The organism is Shimia ponticola, from assembly GCF_007995215.1.
Classification (GTDB): Bacteria; Pseudomonadota; Alphaproteobacteria; order Rhodobacterales; family Rhodobacteraceae; genus Shimia_B; species Shimia_B ponticola.
Genome location: NZ_VCDK01000005.1, coordinates 342,449 through 369,127 on the forward strand (window position 1 = coordinate 342,449; position 26,679 = coordinate 369,127).

Sequence of the window (26,679 nt, forward strand, 5' to 3'; positions counted from 1 at the left end):
CAATCCCCACTTCCAAGACATTGGTTGAAACCAGTGTCAGCTTAACTTTGCACGACGGCAGCCTCAACCCGCGCTGTGGTGCCGAGCCACCTCTTGTACACAGCGCAGCATAGCCTGCGCATCCGGCGTGTCTGCAACCCGGATTGCCGCATGTGCGAGATCCCGGCATTGCCGCGCCACCGCGTCGCTCATGGCAACAATGTAGAGCGGTGCGGAAAACGGTGCAGACTGCGCAAGGATATCAGCGGTTCTGGGCGAAAACAGGGGAAGGATCACAGGCGTCTCCCCTGACAAAACCTGCCTGGCCTCAGGCGTCAGATCACATTCAAGCTGCTGGTAAACAACGACTTCTTCGGTTTCTATGCCGCCGTCTGTCAACTGTTGCGCCACGTCGCCGCGCGTATGCTCACCGCGCAGGTGTAAGAGAGGACCAGCGGGACGTGTTTTCAGCAAAACGTCCATCAAACCAGCCGCGTCGCCGGGACCGATCACGACATCAAACCCGGCGTCAGACGCCATCTGCCCGGTTTTTGCACCGACAGCATAAACAGGATGCCTGCGGTTCCGAGACAGAGCCTTCAGTACCGGCAGCGATGCACCGGACGTGAGAATCACCCCCGCGTATTTGTCAATTTTGATTGACACTTCCGGATATGCATATCGCATCAATGGGCTGACAAGAGTGGTAAGGCCTGTCTGTGCCCGAACATCTTCCGCGAACCGGTGGGCTTCCGGTTCTGGGCGAGTGATCAGGCAAATGGGGGCGGCTTGTGTCATGCTGGTCCGCGATGGTAGGCCGATGCCTGTTGATCCGCAAACCCCGATGATCTCTGAAGTGATCGCTGCATGACCTTGCCCCGCTACATCCTTGGCCTTGAAAGCAGCTGTGACGATACGGCCGCCTCAGTCGTGGATATGGATGGTCCCACGGTTCTGTCGAATGTCGTGTGGGGTCAGAACGATCTGCACAGGGCATTTGGCGGCGTCGTGCCTGAAATTGCGGCGCGCGCACATGCCGAAAAAATGGATGGTGCCGTCGAGTTGGCATTGGAGAAGGCTGGGATGACTTTGGCAGATGTCGATGGCATTGCTGTCACCGCAGGACCGGGTTTGATCGGTGGGGTTCTATCGGGGGTCATGTGTGCCAAAGGTCTGGCCGCCACGACGGGACTGCCCTTTGTCGGGGTCAATCACCTTGCTGGCCATGCTCTGACACCAGCTTTGACCGATGGTCTGGCATTCCCTTACCTGATGCTTCTGGTGTCCGGCGGACACTGTCAGTTTCTGATCGTCAAAGGGCCTGAGGAGTTTACGCGACTGGGCGGTACGATTGACGATGCGCCGGGAGAAGCCTTTGACAAGACGGCGCGCATTCTCGGGTTGCCACAACCGGGTGGCCCCTCGGTCGAGAAGGCTGCACAAGATGGTGACGCGACGAGGTTCACGCTGCCCCGCCCGCTATTGGACCGAGACGACTGCAACATGAGCTTTTCCGGCCTGAAAACTGCGATCCTGCGCACACGAGACAGCCTGATGACAGATAATACCCTGCGCCGTCAGGATCGCGATGATCTTTGCGCTGGGTTTCAAGCCGCGGTCGTTGATGTGCTGACAGCGAAAACGCGTCGCGCGCTGAGCATCTACATGGAACTGGAGCCGCAAACGCCGGCCATAGCTGTGGCTGGCGGGGTGGCGGCCAACGAAGCCATCCGATCCGCGCTTCAGGACGTTGCAACGCAGGCAGGCGCAGAGTTTTCAGCGCCGCCGCTGGCCTTGTGTACGGACAACGCCGCGATGATTGCCTATGCCGGTGGCCTGCGTTTGCGATCAGGTGCGCGCGACGGCATGGACCTGTCGGCGCGTCCCCGTTGGCCGTTGGATCAGTCAAAACCGTCCATGCTTGGATCGGGCAAAAAAGGAGCCAAGGCGTGACCATCGGCATAATCGGCGCCGGGGCCTTTGGATCCGCGCTTGCGATCACGCTGGCTTCGGTGACCGATGTGGTGCTCTGGGGGCGTGCGTTGAATACCGACGCAAAGGCAAGTCCACGCTTGCCAAACCACCCCCTGCCCGATCGCGTGCGCATCTCTCTGGAGCTGTCCGACTGCGCTCAGGCTGACCTCTGCCTGATCGCAACCCCCATGGCCGGGCTGTCCGAAGTTTCAGAACGCCTGGACGAAGTGGATTGTCCGCCGTTGATCCTGTGCTGCAAAGGCATTTCAGGATCGGGCTTCATGGGCCCTGCCTCGTTCCTTGCTGAGCGCTTGCCCAAAGCGGATATCGGCGTTCTGACGGGTCCGAGCTTTGCTGTGGATATCGCTTCAGGTTTGCCAACGGCCCTAACGCTGGCGGGCCCAACCGATATTCTTGAACCTGCACAGGCCGCCCTCACGACGCCAACACTTCGGGTCTATACCACCGCTGATGTGGTCGGCGCCGAATTGGGCGGCGCAATGAAGAACGTGATCGCCATCGCCGCTGGTATCGCCATGGGCGCTGGGCTTGGGGAATCTGCGCGCGCGGCATTGATCACCCGAGGTTTTGCCGAACTTGAACGCTTCGCCCTGTCGCGGGGCGCGCAATCGCGGACCTTGCATGGGCTGTCGGGTCTCGGTGATCTGCTTTTGACAGCGACGAGCGAAAAGAGCCGTAACTATGCCTACGGTCTGGCCCTTGGGGCCGGAACAGAGCCTGAAAAGGCCACCGTCGAAGGCCGTCAAACGGCGCTCAATCTGGCCGAACACGCGCGGATTTCGGGGATCGACCTGCCCCTGACCACAACCGTGGCAGCCTTGATCAACGGAACGATTGACGTGACAACCGCGATCAGGACACTGATGTCGCGACCACCAAAGGAAGAATGATGCTGATTGCCCTGATGGCCCATGACAAACCCGGCGCGCTTGAGGTGCGGATGGACAACCGCGCGGCGCACCTCGCCTATATCGAAGAGACTGGCATTGTTCAGCAGGCAGGCCCGCTTCTGGATGGCGAAGGTCAGATGTGCGGCTCGCTCATCATCCTTGACGCCAAGGACATCGCCGCCGCCGAAGACTGGGCCGCAAACGACCCCTATGCCCGCGCTGGCCTGTTTGACCGCGTCACGATCATCGAGTGGAAACGGGTGATCGGCTGATGGCCTATTGGCTATTCAAATCCGAACCATCCACCTGGTCATGGGACCAGCAGGTTGCCAAGGGTGACTCTGGCGAAGAGTGGGACGGCGTGCGCAATTATCAGGCGCGCAACTTCATGCGCCAGATGGCCGTGGGCGATCAGGGTTTCTTCTACCATTCGCAAAAGGAAAAGGCCGTCGTCGGCATCGTCGAAGTCATCGCCGAAAGCCACCCGGACAGCACCACCGATGATGACCGTTGGGAGTGCGTGGACATCAAGGCCGTGCGCGCTCTTAAGTCCCCGGTCACGCTTGATCAGATCAAGACTGACCCCCGGCTGGAAGAAATGGTCCTCGTGAAAAACTCGCGCCTGTCTGTTCAGCCAGTCACAGACCAAGAATGGGACGTGGTCCTCGGCCTATCGGACTCTTGATTTACGTCCGAAACCCCCTGATCGTTGTGTCATAAGACATAATAAAGGGAGGGACCCATGGAATTGGTCAATATCATCGCAGCAGCCGTTGCCAGCTTTGCCTTCGGAGCGGTCTGGTACAGCGTGCTGGGCAACAAGTGGATGGAAGTGTCAGGCGTCGAGGTGGTCGACGGCAAACCCGCCAATCAGTCTGATCCGATGCCCTACGTCATGGGTCTTGTTGTGTCGGTCTTTATGGCGGGCATGATGCGTCACATCTTTGCCGGAGCGGGTGTTGAAGGCGTCGGACGCGGCGCGCTTTATGGCGCGGGTCTGGGTCTGTTCATCGCAAGCCCTTGGCTCATCACCTGCTATGGCTTTGCCGGACGCCCCCGTGCGTTGACCCTGATTGACTGCGGCTATGCCGTCTTTGGTTCGGCGGTGGCGGGGATCGTGCTGACCCTGTTCTGATTTCGGAATCAAACGCGCCAAGGCTTGGGCAGATCTACCTTGGCGCGCTGCACCCATCACACGGCCCCATGGGACCTCTCACCCGAAAGGGTGTAGGCCATGCGCCGCAACGACGCCAAACGATAAGTGTTTAGGATTTAACAAGAATGTCCGACGCATCGGACAGATACGTCGGACATTGAAAGGCGCGGACCATTGATCCGCCCCAAAGATCAAACCAATCAGGCTTAGCCGTAAACCGACTCTTTGCCGAAGTGCTTGGTCAGCATGTAGTAGACCACAGCGCGGTATTTGTTGCGCTCGGATTTGCCGTAGGTTTCGATCACAGCGTTGATCGCATCCATCAGCTCTGGTCCGTCGGACAGGCCCAGTTTCTTGATAAGAAAGTTGTTCTTCACGGTCTCAAGCTCAGCTGGCTGAGAACCGGCGACGGTCGAGGCGTCGGCATTGTAGATCGCAGGGCCGCAGCCGATGGTAACCTTGGTCAAAAGGTCCATATCGGGGGTCATCCCGCATTTGTTCTTCAGATCGTCGGCATATTGAGCAATCAGCTCGTCCCGTTTCCCCATGTCCACCTCCTGTTGGTGTTTTGTTCATTGGTTACGCGACATGAGGTTAAACACACGAAATCTCGCAGACAAAGGGGAAAAGCAGCCCATTCTTATCTGCAACCGATGCCGTCCAATTGGATATGGAAATGATCGGCATGGAGTGCATTGTACTCCGGCCCCAGCACCAGACCGAAATTTTCGCAAGCGCCGCGCTGTGCAGCGCGCAAGAATTGCGCCTTGGCGTCGTTGCCGTCCCAATGCTTGCGCAGATCGATCAAAGTGCCGTCGTCCAGCACAAAGCCCGACACATCCACGGCCCGCGCGGTGGCATGGGTGCTCATCCGCGATCCCGTGCCGCTGCTCGTGCGTATGCGGCGGCAGTTGTAGCTGCTGAAGTGGCGAATTTCACGAATGCCCTGATCAAAGAGCTTCAGCGCCTCGGGCTGCAAGACATGCTTTTCCCAAAGCGCCATGCGCAAGCCGATCTCGCAGGTTGTTTCAAAGGGGCGCACACGGCTTTGACCCACCTGCCGCAACTCCACGCGTTGAGAAATCCCGCATTGGTCGCTTGCAGTGAACGCCTTGAGCCGTCGCAAGATCGAACCTTCAGCCTCAAGCGTATCTGCGCAGGCCCCCGGTTGCGCGACCGCGGATCTGACTTTCCAGTCCGTCAAAGGGGACAACGGGTCTGCGATGGTGAGCGGTTCGGTGGGGTTCCATGCATCCGGCAGCGGCGTCTGCGGATGATACATCAGCGGCCAGATCGCCAGAATGACAAGGACCAGCAAGGTCCATTTGATAAGCCTGCGGAAAATACGCATCAGTCGAGAACAACACCTTCGGTGCGGCCATGTTGTGTCTGGCGGTCGTAAACCCGGTCTTGTTTCGCCCATTTGCGGATGATCCGCCATCCGCCAGAGCATCCAGCCGCCTTGATTTCAGTGGCAGCGTTCACGCCGTGCGTCCCATGATTACGCTCGTGCATTTCAAGAGCTTCGATCATGGCTTCCCATTTGGCCCGGTCGGTGGGCGACAACCCAGACAGGTTCTCATGCTTGGGCAAGGTATAGCTCACCCTGACGGTCACCTCACACTCTGCCGTGCTGCTGACATTCCACCGGGCATAGCCCCAGTATCCGCGCGGACCGCGTTCGCCCATCTGTTTGCGCAATTCCGGCAGAGTGAGCGCATCCACCTTATAATAGGTGACGGTTTCACGCAGCGTGACCTGCGCCTGCGCTGATCCCATGCAGGCAAAAACAAGAACAACTGCCGCAAGATACCTGACCATGACGTGACCCCACCTTTGCGCGGACCATGCCACCCGAAACCATGTTTGTGAAATCACATGATCGCGGAACGTAAAAAGGCCCGCCGCAGGAAACTGCGACGGGCCTTTTTAGGAATAAACCCGAGGATCAGTAGCGATAATGCTCGGGTTTGTATGGCCCTTCGACCGTGACGCCGATGTAATCTGCTTGTGTCTTATCCAGCGTCGTCAGCTTCGCGCCGATCTTTTTCAGGTGAAGCGCGGCGACTTTTTCATCCAGCGCTTTGGGCAGGATGTAGACGTCGTTTTTGTAGGCGTCGTTGTTGGTCCACAATTCGATCTGTGCCAGAACCTGGTTGGTGAAGGATGCCGACATCACGAACGATGGGTGACCCGTCGCGTTACCAAGGTTCAGCAGACGACCTTCGGATAGCAGGATGATACGATTGCCGGACGGCATCTCGATCATGTCGACCTGTTCTTTGATGTTCGTCCACTTGTGGTTCTTCAGGCTCGCAACCTGAATTTCATTATCGAAGTGACCGATGTTGCCGACAATCGCCATGTCCTTCATCTCGCGCATGTGCTCGATGCGGATCACGTCCTTGTTGCCGGTGGTGGTGATAAAGATGTCCGCCGTTGCGACTTCGTCTTCCAGCAGGGTGACCTCAAACCCGTCCATGGCGGCTTGCAACGCACAGATCGGGTCGACCTCGGTCACCTTCACGCGGGCACCTGCGCCGCGCAGGGAGGCAGCCGACCCTTTGCCAACGTCGCCGTAGCCCATCACGACGGCAACCTTACCAGCCATCATGGTGTCGGTTGCGCGGCGGATGCCGTCAACGAGGCTTTCTTTACAGCCGTATTTATTGTCGAACTTCGATTTCGTGACCGAGTCGTTCACGTTGATCGCTGGGAACGGCAGTTCGCCCTTTTTCACCAGATCGTACAAGCGATGGACACCTGTGGTCGTCTCTTCGGACACGCCTTTGATCTGATCACGGATTTTGGTGAACCAACCCGGCGATTGCTCCATGCGCTTTTTGATCTGCGCCTTGATGACCTCTTCCTCTTCCGACGTGGGAACAGGAATAATGTCTTCGCCGGCTTCGGCGCGCGCGCCGAGCAGGACATAAAGCGTCGCGTCGCCGCCATCATCGAGGATCATGTTGGGACCGTCTTCGAACTGGAATGACTTATCCAGGTAATCCCAATGCTCTTCGAGGCTCTGACCTTTGATCGCAAAAACCGGCGTGCCGCCTGCAGCAATGGCCGCGGCGGCGTGGTCTTGGGTCGAGAAAATGTTGCACGATGCCCAGCGCACATCCGCGCCCAGTTCGACCAGCGTTTCGATCAAAACAGCCGTTTGGATCGTCATGTGAAGCGAACCGACAATGCGCGCGCCTGTCAGTGGTTTGCTTTGACCGTATTCCTCGCGGCAGGCCATCAGGCCCGGCATTTCAGTCTCGGCGATATCAAGCTCTTTGCGGCCAAAGTCCGCTAGCGCGATGTCCTTGACGATATAGTCTTTGGCCATGGGCTGCTCCTCATCCAATGCCTGCCCATTTCAGGGCTTTGCAGGGGACGTAGCAGCACCCAATCCATTAAACAAGAAGCGGCTGCTGGGCGCTTCAGCCCGGCACGCCAGCAGGCACCGGATCGGATTCCAGCCAGTTTGTCCCGACCGCCACAATGCAGGCGACGCCCGTGGGTTGGGTCATCAAAATGGTCCATGTGCCGGTGTTCGGCGAGGCATAAACTTCAATTAGGTTTGTGTTTTCCTGCAGCCCGACCGCAGATTGAACTTCATCATGCTGATCTTTGAGGACATTCACCATCTGGCTTCGCTCAAGGCAAGCCATGGCGTCGGCGGGTTGGGCAAATGCAGATGCCACAAGTACCGATGCGGCAAGTGTGAATGCGTGGGTCTTCGCTTTGGTCAAAAGTGTCATTGTCAGCTCCTTGAACAGAAGCGCCGGATGTCTCTCCGATTGATGCGCTGGGAACCCTCCCGGCTGACTAACGCACGAAAGCCAAAAAGGTCCCCAAGAATTTTTCGCGACGTCACTCCATGCCTTCGAATGCGCGCCGCGACATCCTTGCACCGCAGGGATGCTTCGCTCAAAACAGCGCCAATCAGAGTCACGAGGTCACCCCATGGCAAAGCCGCCCCGCGCATGGCAACGGATGCTCTCCGGTCGCAGGTTGGACCTGCTCGACCCGACGCCTGTGGACATCGAAATCGAGGATATCGCCCACGGCCTTGCTTTTGTGGCACGGTGGAACGGGCAAACGCATGGCGACTATCCTTATTCGGTCGCAGAGCATTCGCTTTTGGTCGAAAGCCTGTTTTGCAGGGTGGTTCCCAAAGCGCCGGTCAAATGGCGGTTGGCTGCGTTGCTGCATGACGCGCCCGAATACGTCATTGGCGACATGATCTCGCCGGTCAAAGCGGCAGTGGGTCCCGGCTATGGGGCGCTGGATGATCGTCTTATGGCCGCCATTCACCTGCGGTTCGGGCTGCCCGCGCAGGTACCGGCAACGGTAAAGAAACAGATCAAGAAGGCCGACAAAATCAGCGCCTTTCTGGAAGCCACGCAGATTGCGGGGTTTGCCGAAGACGAAGCCGCCCGCTTTTTCGGACGCCCCGATCCCGCAATGATCGACGGCATGCAGATCACCCTCCGGCCGCCCAAAGAAGTCCGTGAGGATTTCACCGCCCGTCACACCATGCTTTTGGAGGCTCTATGACCCGGCAAACCCTTGAAGTCCGAGACATGACCGCAGATGACGTGCCGGCCTGTGTAGCGATCGTGAACCACATCATCGCGCTGGGCGGAACGACCGCCTATGAAGAGCCTTATTCCAATCAGGACTTTCACGACCATTATTTGATTGAGCCGCCGGTGACCAATGTCGTGACACGGGACGGCATCCTTGTTGGCTTTCAGGCCGCGTTCGATGTTGGGGACGGCTTCTATTCCATCGGATCATTCACCGACCGTCAAAACCCGGTGAAAGGTGCAGGCCGCGCACTGTTTGAAAAGACGCTCGCCGACTGTCGCGCCCGTGGCGGAGAGGCTATTCTGGCCAAGATCACGTCCGACAATATTGGCGGGCTCGCGTTCTATGGCCGGATGGGGTTCGAGGATTGGAAAACAATCGCTGACGACCACACGCGCAGCGACGGCACCAAGGTGGACCGCATTATCAAGCGATACGATCTTTGATAGCTTGGAGGCGGGCTCAGGTGATGACCCCGCCCACAGCCTAACGTGGGCTGCGTTTGGCCAATATCCGCTGCAATGTCCGGCGGTGCATGTTCAGGCGACGTGCCGTTTCCGAGACGTTGCGATCACATAGTTCATAGACCCGCTGAATATGTTCCCAGCGCACGCGATCCGCGCTCATCGGGTTCTCTGGCGGCGGTGGCAACTCATCACCCGACGCGAGCAAGGCATTGGTAATGTCGGCCGCGTCAGCCGGTTTCGAAAGATAATCGGTCGCGCCAATTTTGACCGCAGCCACGGCAGTCGCAATCGCGCCATACCCTGTGAGCACCACAACGCGGCAGTCAGGACGCTTCTCGCGCAAAACCTCGACCACGTCCAATCCGTTGCCGTCTTCCAACCGCAGATCGACTACAGCATAGGCCGGAGGCCGCGCCGTCGCGATCGCGCGACCCGCGGCGACAGAACCTGCCTGCTCGACGGAAAAGCCGCGCTTCTCCATCGCCTTTGCAAGTCGTTTCAGAAATGGCTCATCGTCATCAACCAGCAACAATGATGGATCAGGCCCCAATTGGGGCTGTGCGGACTCGGTCATGGCTCCCCTTCCCGTATGTCGGGACCCGGTTTTTTCGGGCTTTGTCAACACTTAGAGGGGGAAGGGGCCTAGGTCAATTTTTAGACGCTTTCAGCAACACATGCGACCTGTTCGGCCATCTGGTCAGGCGACAAATCCCGACGGAAGAACGTCACAAATCCTTCTTCGGGTGTGACGAGATATGTGAACGTCGAATGATCCATCAGATAATAGTCAGGGTCATCCCCTTCGACTTTACGCGCATAAACCCGATAAGCTTGGATGGCTTCATCCACCTGCTCTTGCGTGCCCGTCAGACCGACCATGCGCTCGTGAAACACATCGGTGAATTCAGCGAGAAGTTCGGGGGTGTCACGCTCGGGGTCGATGCTGATGAACAGGGCATCGACCGGTGCACCCTGTTCGTCGAGGATATCCATAGCGATCGCGTTGCGTTCATTGTCCAGCGGGCAGACATCCGGGCAGAACGTAAAGCCGAAATAGACCAGTGTTGGCCCATTAATCACATCCTGATCCGTCACAGTGCGTCCCGTTTCGTCCACAAGCGTGAAGGGGCCGCCTATGTCACCGCCCGCTACCGATCCGGCAAGGCATTCAGCCAAGCGGTCTGCCGGCTGTCGGATCTGCGTAAACAGGAACGCCCCGCCCACAACCAGAACCACAAAGGCCATCCCGCCCCACGCCATTAACCGCGCCATTTGATTTCTCCTGCAAAAGTTGCGTGATAGATATGACATCTGTTGGCCCTGTCGCGACGACCGGGTGTCACAGCCACAAAGATGTGAGGTCGAATTGAGCGATACTGAAGGGTTCCGCCCCCGCACGAGCGCGATCCGCTTGCGGACGCTTGTTCTTTTGCGCTGGGTCGCGATTGCCGGGCAGCTGATGGCGATTACCATCGCGCAACGTCTCTATGACCTACAACTTGAGCTCGGCCTTTGTTATCTTGCTGTCGGGGTGTCGGTTCTTGGAAACCTTGTCGCGGTCTGGGCCTATCCCGAAAACAAGCGTCTGACGGAAACCGAGACGCTATTGATGCTGATTTTCGATGTCCTTCAACTCTGCTTTCTGCTCTCATTGACGGGGGGCTTGAGCAATCCGTTCGCGTTGCTCGTCCTTGCACCGGTGACAATTTCCGCAACCGTTCTTCCCATCGGGATGACCGCGATCCTAGGTGCGATTGCGGTGGTTCTGATCACGCTGACGGCCATGTTCAACCTGCCAATGCGGACCATGAACGGCTTTGTCCTGCGGCTGCCCGAACTCTTTATGTTCGGCTATTGGCTCGCCATCCTGATCGGCGGGTTCTTTATCGCGGTCTATACGCGGCGGGTGACGGACGAAATCCATTCCATGTCAGAGGCCCTACAAGCGACCCAGATGGCGTTGGCGCGCGAACAGAAACTGACCGATCTGGGCGGTGTCGTGGCCGCAGCGGCCCATGAGCTTGGCACGCCCTTGGCGACGATCAAGCTGGTATCGCGCGAATTGATGGAGGAACTGCCCAAAGACGGTGACCTGCACGACGATGCAGAGTTGATCGCAGAACAAGCGGACCGATGTCGCGACATTCTCCGATCCATGGGTCGCGCGGGGAAAGACGACGTACATCTTCGGCATGCCCCATTGGAAACCGTGGTTCGTGAAGCCGCCGAGCCCCATATGGCGCGCGGCAAAGTCATTCGGATCGATGTTGCTCCGTTGGAAGGGACCGAGGTCACTCAGCCCGAAATCCGGCGCCAACCCGAGATCATTCACGGCGTGCGCAACCTTGTTCAGAACGCTGTCGATTTTTCGCGCACAGAGGTGCGCATCCGTGTCGGTTGGTCTGCTGAGCGCATCGAGCTCCATATCTCCGATGATGGTCGCGGCTATTCTGCCGGGGTCATCGGGCGGCTGGGCGACCCGTTTATGGGGCGTCGCAAACGCGAATCCAAACAACGCCCGGGATATGAAGGCATGGGTCTGGGCCTGTTCATTGCCAAGACGCTTCTTGAACGGACAGGGGCTGCTCTGACCTTTGCCAACGGGGCAGGGCGTGATGAACTGCCGGGTGCCCATGTACGGGTGACATGGGATGCGACGCTGATTCAGCGCGATGCATCACAAGAGACCAAAGCGCTTGGTCCCAACCAACCTATCGAGATCTGATCAAAGCTGGCTTTAACGGCGCATTAACCGTTCCGGCTGCACCCTCGCGTTTGGCGAAGGGTAAAGAATCGATGAATTCATACAATTTGGAAATTATCAGCACGGCCGTCTTCCTTTCGGTCCTGGCCAGCATTTTGGCGTTAATCATTTGGGCGCGGCTCTCGCGTGATCCTGATCAGGGCCGCCGGTCCATGCTTGTCGAAAGCCAGATGAAAACGGTGTTTCTGTTCGACGGCATAGATCTGATCGACTGTACCCCCCCGGCGCGCCGCATCTTTGAGGAACTGCCACCGGGCAAGTCTGATTTTGAGCGATTTTCGCGCAGCTTCGGCACGCGGTATCCAGGCCTGCCGGATCATTCCGCGTTAGAGCAAGAAGGCTTTCACGCCGAATTCGCTGCCCGGCACGCCGAGGATCCGTCGCACCTGATATTTGATGTCTGGGGTGGATACATGCGCGTCACCCTGACTGACCACGATCCTTCCGCTGAATACGGCGTTGATGATATCAGCTTGGCGCATCAGGGTGCGGAATTGTCCACATTGCGCGGTGTCGCGAACGAGGCTCCTTACCTCATCTGGCAAACGGCAGCGCATGGCGGCATTGATTGGGCGAATGAAGCCTATCTTCAACAGGGTCAGCGCCTTGGCGTCACTGACTCGATCACATGGCCACCGCTTCCGATTTTTGAACCCGAGGACCTGCCCACGCCGCCAGAACGCAAGCGCCTTGCTTTCAAGCCCGAAGTGGGTGAGCCGGTCTGGTTCGATATCGCGGCTGCAGAACACGGTGACGCGACACTCTTTTTCGCGACTCCCGCAGAGGCGGTCATGCGCGCTGAGGCTACGCAAAAGGACTTTGTACAGACGCTGACGAAAACCTTCGCGCACCTGTCCATCGGCTTGGCGATCTTTGACAAGAAACGCCAATTGGCCCTGTTCAATCCGGCTTTGCTCGACATCATGCAGTTGCCGATCGATTTCCTAAGCCAGCGCCCCACGCTGCAAAGGTTCATGGATCGTCTTCGCGAAGAAAAGCTGATGGCCGAACCCAAGGACTATCAAGCGTGGCGCAAGCAGATGTCGCAGCTTGAGGCACAGGCACAAAGCGGGACGTATTGTGAGACATGGCCTTTGCCGGGCGGCTTGACGTTGCGGGTAACCGGTCGGCCGCATCCGGACGGCGCCATCGCGTTCCTGTTCGAAGATATCTCGGCCGAACTGGCGCTGACCCGCCGGTTTCATTCCCAGATCGCAATCGGACGCGAGGTTGTGGATACCATGGACGAGGCGGTTGCCGTGTTCTCAGAGTTGGGGTCACTGACCTTCACAAATCAGGCCTATCGGACGCTCTGGGACTGTGACCCCGAAAGCTCTGTCATGGATCACAACCTGCCACATGCCGCCGCGATCTGGCGCGACAAGGCGGCGCCCGGTCCAGAGTTGGACGCGCTCATAGCGGCAGGTCAAAGGCGTGGGCATTCTGGCGACTGGACTGGCACCGCTGAGATGATGGATGGGCGCACGCTGTTGTGTCGGGTCACACGGCTGTCAGGTGGCTCTGTGTTGGTTGGGTTCAAGGCATCCGCACCGCTTGTTTCAGTCGCCGAACAGCTTGCCCGGAGACGCCGTGGCACAAGCGATAAATTGCGCCACGACCTTGCTGAAGCCAGCTAATTCCCCATCCGAAGGCTAGGCACCGTCATGGCACCCCGATAAGGTTGGGCCATGACGAACCAGACCAGTTTTGACCTGCCGGATCCGGATGCAACCGATGCTTTGGCGCGGCGCATCAGCGGTTTGGTGTCACCGGGTACAACAATCCTTCTGGAAGGACCGATTGGTGCGGGCAAGACCAGCTTTGCGCGCGCGTTTATACGCGCAATTCTCGGTCCGAACGAAGATGTTCCATCACCCACTTTTACGTTGGTGCAAACCTATGAAGCGCCGGATTTCGATATCTGGCATTGCGATTTGTACCGCCTGACATCCGCTGATGAACTGGTCGAAATCGGGCTGGACGAGGCCTTTGAAACAGCGGTGTGCCTTATTGAATGGCCCGATAGGCTGGGCGATGCAGCCCCTGACACCGCCGTGACGCTAACCTTTCAGCCAACGCCGAGTGATGGCCGGATCGTCACGATACATGGCACGGCACCTTGGCTTGGGGACATGGCTGCATGACTAAGGCAGACCGCGACGCGCAGGTGCGCGCCTTTCTGGAGCAGTCCGATTGGCGAAAGGCCACCGTCAGAAACCTGGCGGGCGATGCCTCAAACCGGAGATATCTGCGCCTGCATCGCGATGATGGTACGTCGGCAGTCCTGATGGATGCACCGCCGTCCAAGGGCGAAGACACCCGACCCTTCATCGAGATTGCCGAATACCTCACACATGCCGGGTTGGCTGCACCTTTGATCCTAGAGCGTGACACTGACGCCGGTTTCCTGATCCTCGAAGACCTCGGCGACGCGCTTTTTGCGCGACATCTTGAGCATCAGCCTGACGACGAAGAACGGCTCTACATCGCGGCGATCGAGGTGTTGGTGGCGCTGGGCGACACGCCGGTTCCCAAAACACTATTGCCCTATGATGCCGACACCATGGCCCCACTCGCGGGCTTGGCCGCAACCTGGTACGCGGGACACACATCGGTCGATGATTTGGCTGCATGCATGCATATAGCCCTGACCGCGTGTCCGTCAGCAAAACCTGTTGTCGTCCTGCGAGACTATCATGCCGAAAACCTTCTTTGGCTGCCGAACAGGTCCGCGCCTGCCAATGTTGGATTGCTTGATTTCCAAGACGCGCGCGCCGGGCATCCGGCCTATGACGTGTCTTCATTGCTGCGGGATGCGCGGCGGGACGTGTCCCCCGATGTCAGAGAGGCCGCGACACAGCATTTTGCCCAACGCACCGGATGGGATTTGCCAGAATTTCAAGAAGCGCTCGCAGTTCAGGGCGTGCAACGAAATCTGCGCATCCTTGGTGTCTTCGCGCGGCTGTCCCTGCATTTCGGTAAATCGCACTACGTCGATCTGATGCCGCGTGTCTGGGATCACCTGTTGGATGATCTCGCCCATCCGACCCTGTCGGACGTGCGCTCGTGGGTGATGGGCAACCTGCCACCGCCGTCAAAGGCGCACCTGACAGATCTCAAAGCCCGCGCTGGGAGCGTCCCGACACTATGATGGGCTGCATGATCTTTGCCGCAGGGTTTGGCACGCGCATGCGTCCACTTACCGACACCATGCCCAAACCGCTGATCCAGGTGGCCGGTCGCCGCCTGATCGACCATGCCGTTGCACCCGCCATCGAGGCCAAGCTTTCCCCAATTATCGTTAACGCCCATTACAGGGCGGATCAGATCAACGACGCTTTCTCGGGAACCGACATAACGGTCATCGACGAACAACCCGAGGTCCTGGAAACGGGTGGCGGGCTCAAGAACGCAGCGCCGCATTTTTCCGAAAACAGTGTGGCGACCATGAACTCCGATGCAGTTTGGCGTGGTCCAAATCCCTTTGAGCCTCTTTTGGCGGAATGGGACCCAGATCGCATGGATGCGTTGCTGCTTTGCGTCCCGATGGAGCGCGCGTTGGGTCGGGACGGACGGAGTGACTTTGCACTCCGCGATGACGGCCAACTGATCCGCGGCGATGGCTGGGTCTATACCGGGGCACAAATCATCAACATGGATCGGGTGCAAAACCACCCTGAGCGCATCTTTTCGCTGAACGAAGTGTGGAACACCGCCGCCAAGGATGGCCGCCTGTTCGGTGTCGAATACAGCGGCACGTGGTGCGATGTCGGACAGCCCAGTTCAATCGCGCTGGCAGAGGGAATGCTTGCCGATGTTTGAGCCGCAATCGCACCCGCGCGTGTTCGGCGTGGCACCGGGCATTGATTTCCCACGGGCGGTTGTCGAAGGCCTGCGCCAACGGTTGGCGGGTTCCGCGCCAGAGGCATGGGCCAAAGTCACCATCGTTGCCAACAGCGCCCGGATGCGCAGCCGCATTCAGCAGGTTTTGGAGGAAACCGATGCGGCCTTGATGCCGCGTCTCGCATTGGTGACCAATCTTGACGCTCTGCATCCACCATTGCGTGCGCTGCCACGATCGACCGTTGCCCCGATGCGTCGCAGGCTGGACCTGATTGATCCGATCCGCCGGCTGTTGGACATCGCGCCAGACATGGCAGGTCGCACGCAGGCCATTGAACTGGCCGATACTCTCGCCAAGCTGATCGACGAAATGCAAAGCGAAGGCGTGCCGGCAGAGGCCTTGCATGCGCTTGATGTGTCTGACCAAAGCGGGCACTGGCAACGGGCGCTGAAATTCGTTCAAATCGCAACCGACTACGCCGCAGATGCCGACGTGATCGAACCCGAAGCCGCCCAGCGCCTGCGGGCCTTGGCCTTGGCCGAAGCTTGGGAGGCTGCGCCGCCGCACCGACCCATTCTCTTTGCCGGATCGACAGGGTCACGTGGCACGACCGCGCTCTTGATGCAGGCAGCAGCGCGGCTCCCCCAAGGCGCGCTGATCCTGCCCGGCTTCGACCGGCACACACCGGATCGTGTGTGGCATCAATTGACCGATCCTGTCCCGCAGGAAGACCACCCGCAATACCGCTATGCCGATATTCTCAAGGCACTGGATGTTCCGGCGAACGCTGTTGGCACATGGACGGATGATCAACCACCATCTGACGCGCGCAACCGCCTGATCTCTTTGTCTTTGCGTCCCGCACCGGTCACCCATTACTGGCGCAAAGAGGCGCAAGACCTTGGCTCACTGGTCGAGGCGACCAAAGACATCACATGGATCGCCGCCCCCGACCCAAGAGCTGAGGCAAACGCCATTGCTCTGGGTTTGCGCGCCGCTGCAGAAGAGGGAAAGACCGCCGCTCTGATCTCACCGGACCGAACGCTGACTCGCCGGGTTTCAGCGGCACTCGACCGTTGGGGGATCATTGCCGACGATAGTGCCGGGGTTCCCTTGCCTTTGACGGCCCCGGGGCGACTGATGTTGCAGGTGGCCGATATTCTGGCCAAGGGGCCTGCAGCCGATACGCTGTTGGCCTTGTTGAAACATCCGCTGGTGGCCACGGCACCGGACGCACGCGGTCCGCATTTGCTGACGACGCGGGCCTATGAACTGAATTTGCGCCGCTACGGCCCGCCGTTCCTGACGTCGGACGACATTTCTGCATGGGCCAACGCCCATGACGTCGACGCATGGGGATCATGGCTCAAACAGGCTCTGTTTCAGCCCGAAGCAGCCACGCTGAGCGACCATGTCAGCCGCCATCTAAACGCGGCCGAAGCCTTGGCACAGGGTCCGGTTGCATCCGGCAAAAGCACCCTTTGGGACACAGCCAACGGACGCGCGACGCAGGCAGCGATGCAGGCGCTCTCCGAGTTGGCCGATGCAGATGACCGCATGGATGCCGCCGAATACGCCCGGATCATCCGCGCTCACCTTTCGGCCGAAAACGTGCGCTCGGTTGATCCGACACATCCCAACATCCTGATTTGGGGTACGCTGGAGGCGCGGGTTCAGGGCGCAGATCTTGTCATCCTTGGTGGGTTGAACGATGGGGTCTGGCCCGAAGCCGCCGAAATTGACCCTTGGCTGAATCGCGCGCTGCGTTTGCAGGCCGGGTTGCTGGTGCCAGAACGCAAAATCGGGCTTGCTGCGCATGACTACCAACAGGCCGTTTCTGCGCCCAAGGTCTGGATCACTCGCGCCACCAAAACGGACGAGGCCGAAACCATCCCATCCCGCTGGGTGAACCGCCTGACGACCCTCTTGGAGGGGCTAAAGGCGCAAGGCGGCCAACAGGCGATGAAGGATATGCATGAACGGGGTCAGGTTTGGCTCGATCAAGCGGCGCGGCTTGATCTGATCGACCCTGTTGCGTCAGAAAAACGCCCCGCGCCGATGCCTCCAGTCGCTGCTCGACCGCGCCGTTTGACCGTGACCGAGATCAAGACGCTGATCCGTGATCCCTACGCCATATATGCCAAACACATCCTGCGTCTGCGCCCGCTTGACCCGCTATTGGGCGAAGCGGATGCGCGGATGCGTGGCACCATGCTGCATGACGTGATGGAGAAGTTCCTGCGCGCAGGCATGGCGACGGACCGCGACACTGCCCAGAGCGATCTGGAACGGCTGGGAGAGGAAATTCTGGCACATGTGCCGTGGCCAGCAGCCCGGCGGCTTTGGCAAGCCCGCCTGCGCCGCATTGCGCCTTGGTTTGTCACGACCGAACAAGGTCGCCAAACCAAGGGATCGGTCGAGGCGATTGAAGTTTCTGGCGAAATCACCGTGCCGCATATCGACTTTACTCTGGCTGCCAAGGCTGACCGCATCGACATGACCAAGGACGGTCAGGCCCGCCTTTATGATTACAAGACGGGTCGCCTGCCGACTGGGTCAGAACAAAAGGCATTCGACAAACAGCTGATGCTAGAGACTGCAATCCTGGAAAATGGCGGCTTTGACGATCTTGGCCCGGTCGAGGTCGATTACGCGGGATATATCAGCCTCGGTACCAATCCGGCAGAGGCCGAAGCCGCCGAGCGCGACCACGAAGATTGGCCGCGCTTTGTATCTCTGATCACAGCATTCCTTGATGTCGACCATGCGCTGACATCTCGCCGCGCGATGGATCGCGATGCCAGCTTTAGCGACTATGACCATCTGGCACGCTACGGCGAATGGGCGGCAACCGACGCCGCCGAACCGGTGAAGCTGACATGACGGTTATGCAGGCCCCAGACGACGCAACCCTGCGGCAGATCACAGCCGCGCATCCCGAGCGGTCGACTTGGCTTGCTGCGAATGCGGGGTCCGGGAAGACTCGCGTTTTGACCGACCGAGTGGCGCGGCTCTTGCTCGCGGGTGTGTTGCCGCAACGGATTTTGTGCCTGACCTACACCAAGGCCGCTGCGTCCGAGATGCAGAACCGCCTGTTCAAGCGTCTTGGTGCCTGGAGCATGCTGGACGATGATGCCCTACGCGATGATCTGCGGCAGTTGGGGGACACCGGACCGCTTGACGAGGATATGCTCTCTAGCGCCCGCACCCTATTTGCCCGTGCGATCGAAACGCCCGGCGGGTTGAAAATTCAGACCATCCACTCGTTTTGCGCATCGGTCCTACGGAAGTTCCCGCTCGAAGCGGGGGTCAGTCCGCAATTCCGCGAGATGGATGAACGCTTGCAGACCTTGCTGGTGCGCGACGTTCTTGAGGAAATGGCTGACGGGCCGGGGCAGGGCGCGTTCGACATCCTCGCCGATGCGTTCACCGGGGCCGAGCTAGAGGGCTGGGTTGCGGGTCTTGTCGGGCGCAGAGAGCATCTGTCGCCATCAAAGACGTCAGCAGAAATCTGGGCCGCGATGGGCCTGCGCGATGGGTATTCGGAACAAGACCATGTGGATGCCCTGTTCAGACCCGGCGACATTCCAATGTTGCGACGGGTCGCAACAACGCTCTTGGCGTCCAAAGTCTCTGATCAAAAGCTTGCCAAGTCGATTCAGGCCTTGCCGCTTGACCGACCCGATCTGACCGTATGCAGCGCGGTGGAGTCGCTTTTTGTTTATGGCGACAGCACACAAAACCCCGGTACCCCCAAATCCAATCGGGTCCCGACCAAAGACGGCAAAGAGCTTATTACAGCTGATCTGGATCGGTTTCATGCGTTCATGCAACGCTGTGCGGACCTACAACCCAAACGGCAAGCTCTGGAAACCGCCCTGCGCACTAACGCCTTGCACCAATTCGCGCGTGTCTTCTTTCCGGCCTATGACGCCCGCAAGCAGGGCGGCTCATGGCTCGACTTTGATGACCTCATCGAACGCACACGTGCGCTGTTGTCGGAATCGAAGGTGGCCGAATGGGTGCTCTTCCGGCTGGATGGCGGCATCGACCATATCCTGGTGGACGAGGCACAAGATACCAGCCCGGCCCAATGGGACGTGATCCGTCAATTGGCCGAAGAATTCACTGCCGGCGAAGGGGCGCGCAAGGATACGCAACGGACGATCTTTGTTGTCGGGGACAAAAAGCAGTCGATCTATTCGTTCCAAGGTGCCGACCCGCAAGCCTTTGACCAGATGCGGGACCTGTTTCAGGCAAGGTTAGAGCCTTCCCAGACTCCTCTACAAGAACTCACGCTTCAGCATTCCTTCAGGTCTTCGCCCGCGATTCTGGATGTTGTGGACAAGACATTCGAAGCCACAGAACATCATGGTTTGGGGCAGGAGAGTGACCACATCGCCTTTAAATCCGCACTGCCGGGGCGTGTTGATCTATGGGAGCCAATAGAAACCTCTGACGCCAAGGACGACACGCCTTGGTACGACCCGATTGATCGCATCGCGAATGACGATCCAAAACGCGTTTTGGCGGAAAAGGTCGCCGACCAAATCCAAGGCTTGCTCGAAAACGAAGCATTGCCTGTCGCGGAAAAAGACGGGCAGATTACGGCGCGGCGCATCGAACCAAAGGACATTCTGATCCTTGTTCAAGGCCGCCGAAGCGGGTTGTTCCAAGAGATCATCCGCGCATGCAAAGCGGCGGGCCTGCCGATGGCGGGGGCCGACCGGCTGAACGTGGCGCAAGAATTGGCAGTCAAGGACATCGCAGCGCTTTTATCGTTTCTCGCCACGCCCGAAGACGACCTGTCTCTCGCGTCCGTCCTGCGGTCGCCCTTGTTTGGATGGAGCGAACAAACTCTCTTTGACCTCGCCCACCGTCGGGTGCAGCGGTACCTCTGGCCCGCGCTACGTGACAGAGCGCGGGAGTTTCAGGACACCGTTTCGACGCTGCAGGACTTGCTGGCGATGGCTGATTTCCTGCGGCCCTTTGATCTGATCGATCGCATTCTGACGCGTTTTGATGGCCGCGCGAAACTGATCGCCCGACTGGGGGCCGAGGCCGAGGATGCCATTGATGCCCTGCTTGCACAGGCGTTGGCCTATGAGCAGACAGAAGTTCCAAACCTGACCGGCTTTCTTACGTGGTTGGCCGCCGATGATCTTGAGATCAAGCGACAGTCTGAAACGGGCGCGAACCAGATCAGGGTGATGACGGTACATGGGGCCAAGGGTCTTGAGTCGCCCATCGTCATTCTGCCGGATTGCGGCAAGAAAAACGCCAAGCCAGCGCCGGATCTTGTGGTCATAGGTGACCTGCTGGTCTGGGCCCCATCCGCAAAGAACGTGGCGCCTCAGATACGCGAAATCCAAATGCGGCATGTGGCCAAACAAGCCGAGGAAAATCAGCGGCTTTTATATGTTGCGATGACGCGGGCGGAATCATGGCTGATCGTCGGGGCGACTGGCGATCTCTCCAAGTCCGAAACGGCATGGCATCGGCAAATCGACGAAGGGATGCGTCGGGCCGGTGCTGGCGACGAACCCGGAATTGGCGTGCGGTATGAACCGCTTGGCTGGGTCACAACACCTGCCAAGGAAGACAGCGATCAGGCCACACGCCCAGCGCGTTTTCTGCCAACTGCGCCAGCGGCACCTGAACCAACAGTTCAGCCTCGCTCACCTTCAGATCTGGGCGGGGCCAAGACTCTGCCCGGCACCGAAGCGGAGGAAGACGCAATGCCGCGTGGATCGGCGATCCACGCTCTGCTCGAATACTTGCCCGATTGCGCAGAGCGGGATTGGCCAGCAGTGGCAGAGGCCGTCGCCGCCGAACATGCCGTTGCCGTGGACGACGTCCTGTCTAGCGCGCGCAAGGTTTTGCAAGATCCAGCCTTGGCGCATGTCTTTGGGTCGGAGTCATTGGCTGAGGTCGATTTGTTTGCCCATCTGCCGGACTTGCCCGGTGCGCCGATCCGGGGATCTGTCGACCGACTTATCATTTCAGATGACGTGGTTACCGCCGTCGATCACAAGACAAACAAGGTGTGGCCAACAACAGAGGATCAGGTCCCCGAGGGCCTACTGCGCCAGATGGGGGCTTATGCGGCGGCGCTTGCCAAGCTTTATCCAAGTCACCGCATCGACACAGCGATCCTCTGGACCGAACCCGGGTTGCTGATGCCACTATCACACCAAGCTGTGAATGCAGCGTTGCAAAGGGCGGCTGCGTCTTGACCATATCCTGCGGTCTACCTAGGTTCGCCCCCTGAATGATGCGCTAGGAGAGCTGCCATGGCCACCGTTGCCGTAACCGATGATACCTTTGACGCCGAAGTCAAACAGTCCGACCTGCCTGTGGTTGTCGACTTTTGGGCTGAGTGGTGTGGACCCTGCAAACAGATCGGCCCCGCACTGGAAGAAATCTCGGAAGAGATGGCCGGAAAGGTCAAAGTGGTGAAGGTGGACGTCGACTCGAACCCCGGTGCAGCCGCATCTCTGGGTGTGCGCGGCATTCCTGCGCTGTTCCTGTTCAAGGACGGCGAAGTCGTATCGAACCGCACCGGCGCTGCTCCGAAGGCTTCGCTGGAAAGCTGGATCGGCGACAGCATCTGATGATGGTTGGGGCAGGCCAAGCCTGCCCTAAACACCCAAAATGTTGCGAACCACGGCCTTCTGCCGTTCGTATCGCAGGCGCTTAGGGATGCTCAGAGTGTCCAAGTCGCCCGGAAACCGCACCCAATCATTCAAGAGCCGCACCGTCAGAACAGTCTGGATTGATGGGTCATCGAACTTTGCGATGTCGTAATCAGCAAAGAATGCACGCAAGGCGCTCTGCGGAACCACTTCCTCCGGTTTCAGAAGATCAAGCTCAACAAAGTTCACTGCGTAGTGCAGCAAAAGCCATGCCACATCGTACCCGATTGGGGCTGAATGCTCTTTGTTGATGTCGATGCCCCAAAGCGTGCCGTTATCCCACAGAATATTGTGAAAGTTCGCATCGCCATGCGCCCAAGCGGTGACCGTTTGACCTCCTGAAAAGCTTGGCAGCCGGTCCAATGCGCGTCGCGCAAGCGCTTCGAACTCTGTCGCCTCGGCCACTTTGGATGTGTCCTGCAACAAGCCTTCCAAATAACGGATGTTGAAGTCGGGCTTGAATTCGATCTCCTGCTTGAACCCGGTCCGGTGAAATGCTGCCAGCCACCGGCCGGCGCGACGCAGCCAGACAGGGTGATCTTCGCCATCCTCAAGCGCGTGAAACAGGGTTTGCCCGGAAATCCCCTGCATCAACACTGCCTGCGCATTGGTATGACTGGCCAAAACAGCGGGAACGTTCGTCTCCCCGGACATCGCCATCGCAGCACGGTATTGCGCGTTCACCATTGACGCAAACAAAGCCGGATCCCGTGGCGCATCGACCATCTTGAGCACGACGCTATGGCCGCGATCGGATACAAATTGTTCGACCCGCGCCATCGGACGCTGCCCACGCGCAGGCCAGCGTTTGTTCCAATGAAACAAAGCCGGATCCAACCCCGCCTCACGCGCCAGAACCGGCCAAAGCGCCGCTATATCCTGGTCGAGTTTCTTGATAAGCACTTGCATTGCTCCTGCCGCGTGCGGATATCCCTAGCAACATAGGTGACGACAATGAACGACGAAACATTCCCTGGCTGGCACGGAACAACAATCATCGGCGTCCGTAAAGGCGGCGAAGTGGTGATCGCGGGTGACGGTCAGGTCAGTCTTGGCCAGACCGTGATCAAAGGAACCGCGCGCAAGGTGCGCCGCATCAAACCGGGCGGAACCGAGGTGATTGCTGGTTTTGCTGGCTCGACAGCAGACGCCTTTACCCTGCTGGAACGGTTAGAAGCCAAGCTGGAAGCGACGCCGGGCCAATTGGCCCGCGCCTCAGTCGAACTGGCCAAGGATTGGCGCACGGACAAATATCTTCAGAAACTGGAAGCGATGCTGATCGTGTCTGACGGCACAGACCTGTTGGTGATCACTGGCGCAGGCGACGTGTTGGAACCCGAGCATGATGTGACGGCCATCGGTTCCGGCGGCAACTATGCGTTGGCTGCCGGGCGCGCGTTGATGGAAACCGATGCGTCTGCCGAAGAGATCGCGCGCAAATCCATGGCGATTGCCGCCGATATATGTGTCTACACCAACGGCAACCTGACGGTAGAATCCCTGAGCGCCAGCTAGACGTCGAGAACCGTCGCGCCGTTTGGTTGATCATTCAACGGATAAGCAGGCTTGCCCGCTATGTCGCTGGCAGCCATGCCCAAATGCGCAAGGGCACGTGAGACCCATTCTGCGGCAGCTTCGTGATTTTTGTATTCGTCGGCACTGACCCACTGATCGCGGGCAAGATTTTTGAAGGCAACATATCCTTTGGCCATTGTCACAAATCCTTTGACTAATATCGGGTTAAAAATTAGCGGACACCTTCGCGTATTCCGTAGGCTTGCTATCGATCAGCCCTTGGAATTTTCCAAAGCGTCAGTAGGTGATGTGGCACAGTGGGAAAGAAAATTCTGTGACCAAACGCACTATAGCAAGCATCGCACCATGATCGACCAAGACGATTTGCGCGCGGGGGTTTCAGCTGGAATCCTGACCGAAGCCCAGGCGTCTTCCCTCGCGGCCCTATCCGGCAGCCGCCGAGGGACGCGTGAGAACCTGAAGCCCGGAGACGAACCATTTGAGCTTTTCAAAGGGTTCAACGAGATTTTTATCGTTGTGGGTCTGCTCATCTTTGCGGGCGGCTGGGCCAGCATTGTCGGTCTGACCGCCGCCAGCGAGATCACCAATCCCCGTGTTGTTGCCCCGCAATATGGTCTGACCGGGGCCGCCGTGATTTGGGCGCTGTCAGAATACTTTATCCGCCGCCGCCGCATGGTCGCCCCAGCCATCACCTTATCAATCCTTTTCGCGTTGAACGCTGCGATCTGGCTGACCGCCTATTTCGCTGAACCCTTTATGGTCGCGCGCGAGGATTACAGCAGCCTGCCTTGGCCTTTCGCCATCGGTACACTGGCCTTGTTCGTCTACTGGTTCAGGTTCCGCGTCCCCTTTGCCATGGCGATGATTGCCGTCGGACTATTCATCGTTGCCATCCTACTGGCAGCCACGTCTCAGGGCACTCCGGAAAGCCCAACCGATCTGTTCTTGCTCTCTGCCGCCGGTCCGTTCGCGTGGATCACCCTTGCTCTGGGCATTGGCGTCTTTGTCGTCGCCATGGTGTTCGACATGTCAGACCCGCATCGAGTGACCCGTCGCAGCAGCAATGGGTTCTGGCTGCATATCGTCGCCGCGCCTGCGCTGGTGAATACCGTCGCGCTCAGCTTATTGGACACCGACACCGCCGCGGCGAATGGCCTGCTGATCATCTTTCTGGCATTGATCGCCGTCGTTGCGATGGTGATTGATCGCCGGTCCTTTTTGATCGCTGCCGTGGGTTACATCATGGTTCTGTCCGCCACCGTGCTGGACGGGGAGGGGACAGCCGTCAGCGTCCTGATCCTTGGTGCTGTCTTATTGGCGCTCGGCGCGTTCTGGGATCGTATCCGCGCCGCACTTCTTTCTATTCTGCCGTTTCTTCCCAAGGATCGGCTGCCCCCATCTTACAGTCAGGAAGGATCATCATGACCGACCTCACCCCCCGCGAAATCGTCAGCGAGCTTGATCGCTACATCATCGGACAAAAGGACGCCAAACGCGCCGTCGCTGTCGCGCTGCGTAACCGTTGGCGGCGCAAGCAATTGGCCGACGACCTACGCGACGAGGTGTATCCCAAGAACATCCTTATGATTGGACCCACCGGCGTCGGTAAAACCGAAATTTCTCGCCGATTGGCGAAACTGGCCCGCGCGCCATTTCTCAAGGTGGAGGCGACCAAGTTCACCGAGGTCGGCTATGTCGGGCGCGACGTCGAACAGATCATCCGCGATCTGGTAGACGCGGCCATCATCATGACACGCGACCACATGCGGGAAGACGTCAAAGCCCGCGCGCATCAGGCCGCAGAGGACCGCGTGATCGAGGCTATCGCAGGTGAAAGCGCTCGCGAAGGCACGCGCGAGATGTTCCGCAAAAAGCTGAAGTCCGGCGAGCTGGACAATCAAATGATCACGCTAGAGGTGCAGGACAATTCCAATCCGCTGGGCGGCATGGAAATCCCCGGTCAACCAGGTGCTGGTCAGATGGGCATGATGAATATCAGTGACCTCTTCGGCAAAGCGTTCCAGCGCACCGTGCGCAAGGAAATGACCGTTGCCCAAAGTTATGAGATCCTGATCGGCGAAGAAGCGGATAAGCTTCTGGACGACGAAACGGTGAACAAGGCAGCCATCGAGGCGGTCGAGCAAAACGGAATCGTCTTTCTGGATGAAATCGACAAGGTCGCAGCCCGCAATGACAGCCGTGGCGGCGAAGTCAGCCGCGAAGGCGTGCAGCGCGACCTGCTGCCGCTGATCGAAGGCACGACCGTCAGCACGAAACATGGCCCAGTGAAAACCGACCATATCCTGTTCATCGCTTCAGGTGCGTTTCACGTGGCAAAACCGTCAGACCTATTGCCGGAATTGCAGGGCCGTTTGCCCATTCGCGTAGAATTGCGCGCGCTGACCGAAGGAGACTTCGTGCGTATTCTGACCGAAACGGACAACGCGCTGACACGTCAATACACTGCCCTCATGGCGACAGAAGAAGTCACAGTGAGCTTCACCGATGACGGAATCGCTGCGCTCGCCAAGGTGGCCGCAGATGTGAATGAGCATGTCGAGAACATCGGCGCGCGCAGGCTCTATACCGTGCTGGAACGCGTGTTCGAGGAACTCAGTTTTGTCGCACCGGATCAATCGGGGTCTGAAGTGACTGTCAACGCCGAGTTCGTTGAAACCAATCTGGGTGAGCTTACTAAGTCGATGGATGTCAGCCGCTTCATGCTCTGATCATAGGTCACAGCAATGAGTCCCTACGCAGGACCGAACC

At 58.7% G+C, this 26,679-nt stretch carries 28 protein-coding genes; 18 read left to right on the forward strand and 10 right to left on the reverse strand.

Annotated features, from left to right (window positions below; genetic code table 11):
* Positions 1-63 precede the first annotated feature (63 nt).
* A complete protein-coding gene (locus FE702_RS11830; RefSeq protein ID WP_147126514.1) occupies positions 64-777 on the reverse strand; it encodes a uroporphyrinogen-III synthase in 714 nt (237 codons plus the stop codon).
* 69 nt (positions 778-846) lie between these two features.
* On the opposite strand from FE702_RS11830, the gene tsaD reads away from it, so the two are divergent.
* The 5 genes from tsaD to FE702_RS11855 are packed head-to-tail and all read left to right on the forward strand — an operon-like array spanning position 847 to position 3,999.
* Positions 847-1,932, forward strand: coding sequence for a tRNA (adenosine(37)-N6)-threonylcarbamoyltransferase complex transferase subunit TsaD (tsaD, locus tag FE702_RS11835; RefSeq protein WP_147126515.1), 1,086 nt, complete (start codon positions 847-849; stop codon positions 1,930-1,932).
* Positions 1,929-2,864 (forward strand): NAD(P)H-dependent glycerol-3-phosphate dehydrogenase, encoded by a 936-nt coding sequence (locus FE702_RS11840; protein WP_147126516.1) that lies wholly within the window; start codon positions 1,929-1,931, stop codon positions 2,862-2,864. The genes tsaD and FE702_RS11840 overlap by 4 nt, the downstream gene beginning before the upstream one ends.
* On the forward strand, positions 2,864-3,136 hold the full coding sequence (locus FE702_RS11845; RefSeq protein WP_147126517.1) for a YciI family protein: 273 nt from the start codon (positions 2,864-2,866) through the stop codon (positions 3,134-3,136). Before FE702_RS11840 ends, FE702_RS11845 begins: the two co-directional genes overlap by 1 nt.
* Positions 3,136-3,549, forward strand: a complete 414-nt coding sequence (locus tag FE702_RS11850) for an EVE domain-containing protein (protein ID WP_147126518.1) — start codon at positions 3,136-3,138, stop codon at positions 3,547-3,549. The genes FE702_RS11845 and FE702_RS11850 overlap by 1 nt, the downstream gene beginning before the upstream one ends.
* Positions 3,550-3,606: 57 nt before the next feature.
* Entirely contained in the window at positions 3,607-3,999 is a 393-nt protein-coding gene (locus FE702_RS11855) for a DUF1761 domain-containing protein (RefSeq protein WP_147126519.1), read from the forward strand.
* 227 nt (positions 4,000-4,226) lie between these two features.
* Here the strand turns inward: FE702_RS11855 and FE702_RS11860 are convergent, their stop codons facing one another.
* The 5 genes from FE702_RS11860 to FE702_RS11880 all read right to left on the reverse strand — a co-directional run bounded on the left by FE702_RS11860 (position 4,227) and on the right by FE702_RS11880 (position 7,772).
* Positions 4,227-4,568 carry a DUF2853 family protein gene (locus tag FE702_RS11860; protein ID WP_147126520.1) on the reverse strand — a complete coding sequence of 114 codons (342 nt, stop codon included), beginning with the start codon at positions 4,566-4,568 and terminating at the stop codon, positions 4,227-4,229.
* Positions 4,569-4,660: 92 nt separating this feature from the next.
* Complete coding sequence (locus FE702_RS11865; RefSeq protein ID WP_186827068.1) at positions 4,661-5,371, reverse strand: extensin-like domain-containing protein; 711 nt, start codon at positions 5,369-5,371, stop codon at positions 4,661-4,663.
* A complete protein-coding gene (locus FE702_RS11870) occupies positions 5,371-5,841 on the reverse strand; it encodes a DUF922 domain-containing protein (protein WP_147126522.1) in 471 nt (156 codons plus the stop codon). The genes FE702_RS11865 and FE702_RS11870 overlap by 1 nt, the downstream gene beginning before the upstream one ends.
* Positions 5,842-5,968: 127 nt before the next feature.
* The gene (gene ahcY / locus FE702_RS11875) at positions 5,969-7,357 is read right to left on the reverse strand and encodes an adenosylhomocysteinase (RefSeq protein ID WP_147126523.1); all 1,389 of its coding nucleotides are present in this window, start codon (positions 7,355-7,357) and stop codon (positions 5,969-5,971) included.
* Between the two features lie 94 nt (positions 7,358-7,451).
* Positions 7,452-7,772 (reverse strand): hypothetical protein, encoded by a 321-nt coding sequence (locus tag FE702_RS11880; protein WP_147126524.1) that lies wholly within the window; start codon positions 7,770-7,772, stop codon positions 7,452-7,454.
* Positions 7,773-7,977: 205 nt separating this feature from the next.
* Here FE702_RS11880 and FE702_RS11885 point away from each other — a divergent pair, with 205 nt between their 5' ends.
* The gene (locus FE702_RS11885) at positions 7,978-8,571 is read left to right on the forward strand and encodes an HD domain-containing protein (RefSeq protein WP_147126525.1); all 594 of its coding nucleotides are present in this window, start codon (positions 7,978-7,980) and stop codon (positions 8,569-8,571) included.
* The gene (locus tag FE702_RS11890; RefSeq protein WP_147126526.1) at positions 8,568-9,050 is read left to right on the forward strand and encodes a GNAT family N-acetyltransferase; all 483 of its coding nucleotides are present in this window, start codon (positions 8,568-8,570) and stop codon (positions 9,048-9,050) included. The genes FE702_RS11885 and FE702_RS11890 overlap by 4 nt, the downstream gene beginning before the upstream one ends.
* Positions 9,051-9,090: 40 nt before the next feature.
* On the opposite strand, the gene FE702_RS11895 is transcribed toward FE702_RS11890, so the two are convergent.
* On the reverse strand, positions 9,091-9,645 hold the full coding sequence (locus FE702_RS11895; protein ID WP_147126527.1) for an ActR/PrrA/RegA family redox response regulator transcription factor: 555 nt from the start codon (positions 9,643-9,645) through the stop codon (positions 9,091-9,093).
* 80 nt (positions 9,646-9,725) lie between these two features.
* Entirely contained in the window at positions 9,726-10,343 is a 618-nt protein-coding gene (locus FE702_RS11900; RefSeq protein WP_147126528.1) for an SCO family protein, read from the reverse strand.
* A gap of 94 nt (positions 10,344-10,437) precedes the next feature.
* Here FE702_RS11900 and regB point away from each other — a divergent pair, with 94 nt between their 5' ends.
* The 8 genes from regB to trxA all read left to right on the forward strand — a co-directional run bounded on the left by regB (position 10,438) and on the right by trxA (position 22,293).
* On the forward strand, positions 10,438-11,796 hold the full coding sequence (gene regB / locus FE702_RS11905) for a sensor histidine kinase RegB (protein ID WP_147126529.1): 1,359 nt from the start codon (positions 10,438-10,440) through the stop codon (positions 11,794-11,796).
* A gap of 134 nt (positions 11,797-11,930) precedes the next feature.
* Entirely contained in the window at positions 11,931-13,472 is a 1,542-nt protein-coding gene (locus FE702_RS11910) for a PAS-domain containing protein (RefSeq protein WP_186827069.1), read from the forward strand.
* 51 nt (positions 13,473-13,523) lie between these two features.
* Positions 13,524-13,979 carry a tRNA (adenosine(37)-N6)-threonylcarbamoyltransferase complex ATPase subunit type 1 TsaE gene (gene tsaE, locus FE702_RS11915; protein ID WP_147126531.1) on the forward strand — a complete coding sequence of 152 codons (456 nt, stop codon included), beginning with the start codon at positions 13,524-13,526 and terminating at the stop codon, positions 13,977-13,979.
* Positions 13,976-14,986, forward strand: a complete 1,011-nt coding sequence (locus FE702_RS11920; protein WP_147126532.1) for an aminoglycoside phosphotransferase family protein — start codon at positions 13,976-13,978, stop codon at positions 14,984-14,986. The genes tsaE and FE702_RS11920 overlap by 4 nt, the downstream gene beginning before the upstream one ends.
* 8 nt (positions 14,987-14,994) lie before the next feature.
* A complete protein-coding gene (locus tag FE702_RS11925; RefSeq protein WP_147126533.1) occupies positions 14,995-15,657 on the forward strand; it encodes a nucleotidyltransferase family protein in 663 nt (220 codons plus the stop codon).
* Positions 15,650-18,562: a double-strand break repair protein AddB gene (addB, locus tag FE702_RS11930; protein ID WP_147126534.1), complete on the forward strand. Its 2,913-nt coding sequence runs from the start codon at positions 15,650-15,652 to the stop codon at positions 18,560-18,562. The genes FE702_RS11925 and addB overlap by 8 nt, the downstream gene beginning before the upstream one ends.
* Complete coding sequence (addA, locus tag FE702_RS11935; RefSeq protein WP_255449669.1) at positions 18,520-21,915, forward strand: double-strand break repair helicase AddA; 3,396 nt, start codon at positions 18,520-18,522, stop codon at positions 21,913-21,915. Before addB ends, addA begins: the two co-directional genes overlap by 43 nt.
* Positions 21,916-21,972: 57 nt before the next feature.
* A complete protein-coding gene (trxA, locus tag FE702_RS11940; RefSeq protein ID WP_147126535.1) occupies positions 21,973-22,293 on the forward strand; it encodes a thioredoxin in 321 nt (106 codons plus the stop codon).
* Positions 22,294-22,320: 27 nt separating this feature from the next.
* Here the strand turns inward: trxA and FE702_RS11945 are convergent, their stop codons facing one another.
* On the reverse strand, positions 22,321-23,277 hold the full coding sequence (locus tag FE702_RS11945; protein ID WP_186827070.1) for an aminoglycoside phosphotransferase family protein: 957 nt from the start codon (positions 23,275-23,277) through the stop codon (positions 22,321-22,323).
* 51 nt (positions 23,278-23,328) lie between these two features.
* Between FE702_RS11945 and hslV the strand changes: the two genes are divergently transcribed.
* Positions 23,329-23,889, forward strand: a complete 561-nt coding sequence (gene hslV / locus FE702_RS11950) for an ATP-dependent protease subunit HslV (RefSeq protein WP_147126537.1) — start codon at positions 23,329-23,331, stop codon at positions 23,887-23,889.
* Here the strand turns inward: hslV and FE702_RS11955 are convergent.
* The gene (locus tag FE702_RS11955) at positions 23,886-24,086 is read right to left on the reverse strand and encodes a hypothetical protein (RefSeq protein WP_147126538.1); all 201 of its coding nucleotides are present in this window, start codon (positions 24,084-24,086) and stop codon (positions 23,886-23,888) included. The two genes, hslV and FE702_RS11955, sit on opposite strands and share 4 nt — an antisense overlap.
* 169 nt (positions 24,087-24,255) lie before the next feature.
* Between FE702_RS11955 and FE702_RS11960 the strand changes: the two genes are divergently transcribed.
* Positions 24,256-25,335, forward strand: coding sequence for a hypothetical protein (locus FE702_RS11960; protein WP_147126539.1), 1,080 nt, complete (start codon positions 24,256-24,258; stop codon positions 25,333-25,335).
* Entirely contained in the window at positions 25,332-26,639 is a 1,308-nt protein-coding gene (gene hslU, locus FE702_RS11965) for an ATP-dependent protease ATPase subunit HslU (RefSeq protein ID WP_147126540.1), read from the forward strand. Before FE702_RS11960 ends, hslU begins: the two co-directional genes overlap by 4 nt.
* Positions 26,640-26,679: the final 40 nt, after the last annotated feature.